The sequence below is a fragment of the Ruegeria sp. BHSA123 genome, from assembly GCF_059613425.1.
On record NZ_JBXWSL010000100.1, the window covers coordinates 1 to 7,210 of the forward strand.

A 7,210-nucleotide genomic window follows, 5' to 3' on the forward strand; every position below is an offset into this window, starting at 1 on the left:
ATTGAGAGGTCCCAATCGTCAGACAGCCGCGCCCATTCCCAAATGCACAGGGGTCAGATCAATGCAAAACGCCTGCCACAGGCTCCAATGCCGCGCGAGCGGCTTCGTCCTTGTCCCGCTTATGAGACATCGGAAGCTGCAGCAGCGAATGGCCGGTTCCTGCAGGAGCGGTCGTCCAGGTCCTTAAGCGGACTTCGCCACGCGGTCCCGTCGTCTCGAATGGCTTCTAAGTGCGGCTTTGCGGACATCTGACCAAACCGCTCAGATGTCTCAGAAGAGCCCAAAACATCGGATGTTGCGTAGCGATCGAACATCCGCTTTGCGATTTCACGGCAATAGGGAAGTTGGTTCCATCGTGCATCTCCGCCGATCCCGGATACGAAAATCGTGAACTCTCGGCCAGAACGTCCGCCACAAAAGGGGATGTGGCCGCCACTTGCAATAACCATTGGCTAAATGGTTTCCTATTCTAATTGTGTCCCGCAATGTGCATGGTTGGGGCCATGTCTTTCACGCTGAAACAGATCAGGTATTTCGCTGCGGCTGCCGAGATGGGCTCGATCAGCGCCGCGTCGCATTCGCTGTCGATCTCGCAGAGCGCGGTGACTGAGGCGATCAAGGATCTTGAGGCGATCTTGGGCGTGAAGCTGTTCGAGCGCCACCCCCGCGGCCTACACATCACGCCGGAGGGGCGGCGGTTTCAGCGCAGCGTCACCGCGATCCTGGCGGAGGTTGCGAATGCGACCCGCGTGCTGGCCGAGGGTTCAAAGCGCGTTGGCGGGCAGTTGAACCTTGGCGTGACCTCTCTGACGGCGGGCTATGTTTTGTCCGAGATGCTGTCGAAATTCCGGCGCCTTCATCCGGATGTCGAGGTGACCGCCATCGAAGATACCGGGGAATATCTGGAGCATCTTCTGGTCGGCGGGGAGTTGGACGTCGCTGTCATGGTGACGACCAACCTGCGCAATGTTCACGCGCTTCAGTCCGAAATTTTCGAGGTGTCGCCCTTCCGCCTCTGGCTGCCGATCGACCACCCGCTGGCCAAGCAGCAAAGCATCGCGCTGCCGGATGTGGCGGATGAACCCCTGATCGTTCTGGATGTCGACGAGATGGAGCAGGAGGCGGTCAAGCTACTCTCGGCCTTTGGTAAACGGCCCAAGCTGGCCTTCCGCACCCGCAGCGTCGAGGCTGTTCGGTCGCTTGTGGCAACCGGGGCGGGCGTCGCGATTCTGCCCGATCTGGTCTATCGGCCTTGGTCGCTGGAGGGCGATCGCATCGTCAGCCGGGATGTCTCCGGGACGTTGCCGGTAGTCCAGGTCGGGCTGGTCTGGCGCAAAGGCGCCGGAATGTCCGAAGCCACGCGCGAGTTTATCACGATGATGCAGACACTAACCGCGTCCGGGGTCCGGTGACGGTGTCAGGCATCGGAAGAAACGATACCTAACCATCTGATTTTTGAATTTGCGATATCTGGCCGCAGGGCGCATCCTTTCAAAAAACATATCGAACTTTGGGAGGAGTGATATGAAACGCTATCTGAAATCCTGCACCATGCTGACCTTTGCGGTCGGTATCGCAGCTCAGCCGGTCTATGCCGAGATGATGACCTCGCTCGGCGCGGGCGAAGGCCAAGTCAGCATCGTCGCCTGGCCCGGTTATATCGAGCGTGGCGAAACGATGGAGGCCTTCGACTGGGTGACCGGCTTCGAGGCCGCCACTGGCTGTATGGTCAATGTCAAAACCGCGAACACCTCGGACGAGATGGTCGCGCTGATGAACGAAGGCGGGTTTGACCTTGTCACCGCGTCGGGCGACGCGTCGCTGCGCATGATTGCCGGTCGTCGGGTTCAGGAAATCAACCCGGCGCTGATCCCGTCCTGGGGCACTCTGGACCCGCGTCTGGAAAGCGCACCCTGGCATACCGTCGACGGCAAGCATTACGGCACGCCCTATATGTGGGGCCCGAACGTGCTGATGTATAACACCGAGGCCTTTGGCGGCAACGCGCCGACCTCGTGGAATGTGGTCTTTGAAGAGCAGACCCTGCCGGACGGGCAGAGCAACTCGGGCCGCGTGCAGGCCTATGACGGACCGATCCACATCGCCGATGCCGCGCTCTACCTGATGCATCACCAGCCGGAGCTGGGCATTACATCGCCCTACGAGCTGAACGAAGAGCAATATGCGGTTGCGCTGGATTTGCTGCGCGGTCAGCGCAAGCTGGTCGGCCGCTACTGGCATGACGCCTTCATCCAGATCGACGACTTCAAGAACGAAGGCATGGCGGCCTCGGGCTCGTGGCCGTTCCAGGTGAACCTGCTGCAGGGTGATGGCGCACCGATCGCCTCGGTCATCCCGGTCGAGGGCGCAACGGGCTGGGCCGACACCACCATGATGCATGCCGATGCCGAGCATCCGAACTGTGCCTATATGTGGATGGAACACACGCTGAGCTCGAACCTAATGAGCGACCTGTCGGTCTGGTTCGGTGCCAACCCGGCTGTGCCCGCCGCCTGTACCGATGGCCGCGGCATGCAGAATGCCGAGGGCTGCACCAAGAACGGCTTTGACGATTTCGAGCGTATCGCGTTCTGGCAGACCCCGGTCAGTAAATGTGAAAGCCAGGGCGAATGTGTGCCCTACTATCGTTGGGTCTCGGATTATATCGGCGTCATTGGCGGCCGTTGATTTGACCTGAAACCTCTGCCGTCCCGGTCCTGCGGGGCGGCAGACTGCTATCCTAGAGAGACACCATGACTACTGCCGTCCGATTCCGCGGCGTTTCCCGCCATTTCGGAAATGTGAAAGCTGTTGACCGCGTAGACCTTGAGGTTGCGCCCGGTGAGTTCTTTGCCATGCTTGGCCCGTCGGGCTCGGGCAAGACGACCTGCCTGCGGCTGATCGCCGGGTTCGAACAGCCGACCTCTGGCGAGATCGAGATTTTTGGAGCGGAATCCTCGCGCGTGCCGCCCTATCGCCGCCCTGTGAACACCGTCTTTCAGGACTATGCGCTGTTTCCCCATCTCAGCGTGACCGATAACGTCGCCTACGGGTTGATGATCAAGGGGCTGGGCAAAGCCGAGCGCCGCCGCGCCGCCGAAGAGGCGCTGGAGCTTGTCGCACTGCCGGGTTATGGCGGCCGCAAGCCCTCGGACCTGTCCGGCGGACAGCGTCAGCGTGTCGCGCTGGCCCGTGCGCTGGTCAACAACCCCAAGGTTCTGCTGCTGGACGAGCCGCTGGGCGCGCTGGACCTCAAGCTGCGCGAGGCCATGCAGGAAGAGCTGAAAAGCCTTCAACGGCAGCTGGGCATCACCTTTGTCTTTGTCACCCATGATCAGAGCGAAGCCTTGTCGATGGCCGATCGGGTTGCCGTTTTCGATCAGGGCAAGATCCAGCAAATCGGCTCGCCCGAGGATATCTATGACCGCCCCGACACGCCGTTCGTGGCGGATTTCGTGGGCTCTTCCAACGTGCTCCACCCAGAGCTGGTCCGCAAACTGACCGGCAAATCGGCCCATGCCAGCCTGCGCCCCGAGGCGATCCGCCTGACCAGTGAAGGCCCGGCGGCCACGGTGCAGTCCTGCGCCTTTCTGGGCTCGGCGACCCGTGTTTCGCTGGACTGGGATGGCGAACAGGTCGCCGTTCTTCTGCCCAAAGGCGCAGAGATACCGGTGCCGGGTCAGACTGTTCACCTGTCCTGGGAGGCCGATGCGCTTTACCTGATGGAGGGCGCTAATGGCTGACGCACGCCCAAACGGCGCGTTCGGACGCCTGTCGGATCTGCTCTGGCGCAGGCCGCGGGTTCTGCTTCTGCTGCTGATCGGCCCGCCCGCCTTGTGGCTTGGCGTGATCTATCTGGGGTCGCTCTTTGCGCTGCTTGCGCAAAGCTTCTTCTCGATTGACGAGTTCTCGGGCCTGATCAATTACGAATTCACCCTGCGCACTTATGGCGAGCTATTCCGCCCGGCCAATCTGGATATCATCCTGCGCACCGTGGTGATGGCGACCAGCGTGACCATCGCGGCCGCGGTGATCGGCTTTCCGGTCGCCTATTACGCCGCGCGTTTCGCGCGTGGGCGCTGGAAGGCGCTGTTTTATCTGGGCGTGATGCTGCCGCTTTGGTCCAGCTATCTGGTCAAGGTCTATAGCTGGAAGCTGATCCTTGCGAAGGAGGGCATCCTGAGCTGGGTCTTTGCAGAGCTGCACCTGACCTGGCTGCTCGAGGCCTACCTCTCGATCCCGGTGCTGGGCGGTAACTCGCTTTCGGTCAGCTGGACCGGCACCTTCCTTGTGTTCCTCTATGTGTGGATCCCCTTCATGATCTTGCCAATCCAGGCGGCGCTCGAGCGCGTTCCGGCCTCGATGCTCGAGGCCAGCGGAGACCTGGGCGCCCGGCCGGGCCAGACCTTTCGCCATGTGTTGCTGCCGCTCGCGCTGCCGGGTGTCATTGCGGGGTCGATCTTTACCTTCTCGCTGACGCTGGGTGACTACATCATTCCGCAGATCGTTGGCACCTCGGCCAGGATGATCGGTCAGGCGGTCTATCAGTTCCAGGGCACGGCCGGGAATATTCCGCTTGCGGCCGCCTTTGCCATCGTTCCGATCCTGATCATGGGCGTCTATCTCTATGTCGCACAACGAAAGGGGGCTTTCGATGCACTCTGACCGCGCCTCCTTCGGCCTGAAACTCGCAGCAGGGGCGGGGCTGACTTTCATGCACCTGCCGATCCTGTTGATCTTCGTCTATGCCTTCACGACCGAGGACAAATCCTATCAATGGCCGCCCCCCGGCCTGACACTGAAATGGTTCGCCGTCACCTGGGAGCGTCCGGACGTCTGGGAGGCTCTCTCCCTGTCGGTGCGGGTTGCCAGCATCTCGACCGTGATCGCGCTTCTGTTGGGCACGCTCTGCGCGGCGGCCGTGGCACGCGCCAAGTTCTTTGGTCGCGAGACGATCTCGCTGCTTGTGATCCTGCCGATTGCACTTCCCGGCATCATCACCGGCATCTCGCTGCGGGCGGCCTTTAACCTGGGGGACATCCCGTTCAGCTTCTGGACCATCGTCCTGGGCCACGCGACTTTCTGCATCGTGGTTGTCTACAACAACGCGGTGGCGCGGTTCCGGCGGACTTCGGGCAGCCTGGTCGAGGCCTCTATGGATCTGGGCGCGAATACCTTCCAGACCTTCCGCTATGTCATCCTGCCCAATATCGCCACGGCGCTTCTGGCGGGCGGCATGCTGGCCTTCGCCCTCAGCTTTGACGAGGTGATCGTGACCACCTTTACCGCCGGGCAGCAGCAGACGCTCCCAATCTGGATGTTGGAAGAGCTGGTGCGCCCCCGTCAGCGCCCCGTGACGAATGTCGTTGCCATGGTCGTGGTGCTGGTGACCTTCCTGCCGATCCTCGGCGCATATTATCTGACCCGCGGCACGGAGAGCGTGGCCGGGCAAGGCAAATAAAGTAGAAAGGGCTCCCTGATGGAAACCAACATGCTGATTGGCAATTCTTTCGAAGCAGGCACGGATCAGGAAGAAATGGTCCTGAACCCCCGCACGGGCGAGGTGATTGTCCAGATCCCCGAGGCCGACCCGGCGCAGATCGACCGCGCCGTCACGGCGGCGCGCGCGGCCTTCACCGGCTGGGCGCTGACCACCCCCGGCGAGCGCGCGGGCTATCTGCTGCGGATCGCGGATGCGGTCGAGGCCAATCTGGAGATGCTCTCCCAGCTTGAGGCACTGAACTGCGGCAAGCCGATCGACGGTGTGCGCAATGACGAAATTCCGGCGGTCGCGGATTGTTTCCGCTTCTTCGCGGGCGCGGTGCGCAACATGCATGGGCCGATTGCCGGGAATTACCTGCCGGGCCATACCAGCATGATCCGCCGCGACCCGATCGGCGTCGTCGCCTCGATTGCGCCGTGGAACTATCCGATCATGATGATGGCCTGGAAACTGGCTCCGGCCCTTGCAGGCGGCAACACCGTTGTCATGAAACCGTCCGAGCAGACGCCCCTGACCGCACTGGCTTTCGCCAAGATCCTAGCCGATATCCTGCCGGAAGGCGTGGTGAACGTGATCGCCGGCAAGGGCGGCTCGGTCGGGAACGCGCTGATCAACCATGACGGCGTCGATATGGTCTCGATCACCGGGGATGTGGCGACGGGGAAAAAGGTGCTTCAGGCCGCCTCGCGCACCGTCAAGCGCACCCATCTGGAGCTAGGCGGCAAGGCTCCGGTCATCGTCTATGACGATGCCGACCTGTCGGCGGTGGTCGAAGGGCTCAAGGCCTTTGGCTATTACAATGCCGGGCAGGACTGCACCGCAGCCTGCCGGATCTATGCGGGCGCAGGGATCTATGAAAACCTTGTGGCCGAGCTGTCCGACGCAGCGGCCAGCATCGTCTATAACAATGCCGATGACAGCCTGAACGAGATCCCGCCGCTGATCTCGCCGCGCCAGCGCGACCGGGTCGCCAGCTTTGTCCAGCGCGCCGCTGACCTCTCGCATGTCGAGATCGCCACCGGTGGCGCAACGGTGGACGGGCCGGGCTTCTACTACAAACCCACCGTCGTCGCAGGCGCCCGCCAGGAAGACGAAATCGTCCAGCGCGAAGTGTTCGGCCCCGTGGTCTCGGTCACCCGGTTCACCGAGGACGACCCGGTCGTCGATTGGGCCAATGACAGCCAATACGGCCTGGCCTCGTCGGTCTGGACCGGAAATATCGGCCGAGCGATGGATGTCGCCGCCAGGCTGCAATACGGCTGCACCTGGGTGAACACACATTTCATGCTGACAACGGAAATGCCGCATGGCGGGCTCAAGCAATCGGGCTATGGCAAGGACATGTCCATGTATGCGCTCGAGGATTACACTGCGGTCAGACACATCATGGTGGCGCATTGACTGCGAAACTGGAGTTTCCGGTCTTGAACAACTCGGCACTTGGGAAAGCGTCGCGTCACCCCTTGCAACGGGGGTGTCCGGACGTTTGGAAAGTTGGGCGCTTCAGCAGGGGAAGCCGCCGTTCGCAATTCTGAGTCCAAGGCCCGGAAGGTCCGCATTGCGGTCGCTCGCGACATTCGGGCGAACGTCCGAACTGAGCCGATATTGTTGAAAAACAACGTGTTGCTGGCGCAGAGAGAGGCGTACCGAACTGAGCGCGAGTGCCTTTCTTGTCAGGCTTTGCTCGTTTGCTGCGGTGCGGGAAAG

At 61.7% G+C, this 7,210-nt stretch carries 7 protein-coding genes; 6 read left to right on the plus strand and 1 reads right to left on the minus strand.

Translation table 11 applies throughout. The annotated features are described in order from the left end of the window. Positions 1 to 503: 503 nt before the first annotated feature. The 6 genes from AC2FNC_RS19425 (at position 504) to AC2FNC_RS19450 (ending at position 6,904) form a co-directional block, all read left to right on the plus strand. Positions 504 to 1,412, plus strand: coding sequence for a LysR family transcriptional regulator (locus AC2FNC_RS19425; protein ID WP_480521412.1), 909 nt, complete (start codon positions 504 to 506; stop codon positions 1,410 to 1,412). A 112-nt stretch (positions 1,413 to 1,524) separates the two neighbouring features. Next, positions 1,525 to 2,688, plus strand: coding sequence for an ABC transporter substrate-binding protein (locus AC2FNC_RS19430; protein ID WP_480521410.1), 1,164 nt, complete (start codon positions 1,525 to 1,527; stop codon positions 2,686 to 2,688). Between the two features lie 65 nt (positions 2,689 to 2,753). After that, a complete protein-coding gene (locus AC2FNC_RS19435) occupies positions 2,754 to 3,743 on the plus strand; it encodes an ABC transporter ATP-binding protein (RefSeq protein ID WP_480521408.1) in 990 nt (329 codons plus the stop codon). Further along, on the plus strand, positions 3,736 to 4,665 hold the full coding sequence (locus tag AC2FNC_RS19440) for an ABC transporter permease (RefSeq protein WP_209598102.1): 930 nt from the start codon (positions 3,736 to 3,738) through the stop codon (positions 4,663 to 4,665). Before AC2FNC_RS19435 ends, AC2FNC_RS19440 begins: the two co-directional genes overlap by 8 nt. Continuing rightward, positions 4,655 to 5,461, plus strand: coding sequence for an ABC transporter permease (locus tag AC2FNC_RS19445; protein WP_480521406.1), 807 nt, complete (start codon positions 4,655 to 4,657; stop codon positions 5,459 to 5,461). Before AC2FNC_RS19440 ends, AC2FNC_RS19445 begins: the two co-directional genes overlap by 11 nt. Positions 5,462 to 5,479: 18 nt before the next feature. After that, positions 5,480 to 6,904: a gamma-aminobutyraldehyde dehydrogenase gene (locus tag AC2FNC_RS19450; protein WP_480554432.1), complete on the plus strand. Its 1,425-nt coding sequence runs from the start codon at positions 5,480 to 5,482 to the stop codon at positions 6,902 to 6,904. Between the two features lie 102 nt (positions 6,905 to 7,006). Here the strand turns inward: AC2FNC_RS19450 and AC2FNC_RS19455 are convergent. Further along, positions 7,007 to 7,210 (minus strand): hypothetical protein (locus AC2FNC_RS19455; RefSeq protein ID WP_496716365.1); only part of this gene is annotated, 204 nt, incomplete at its 5' end.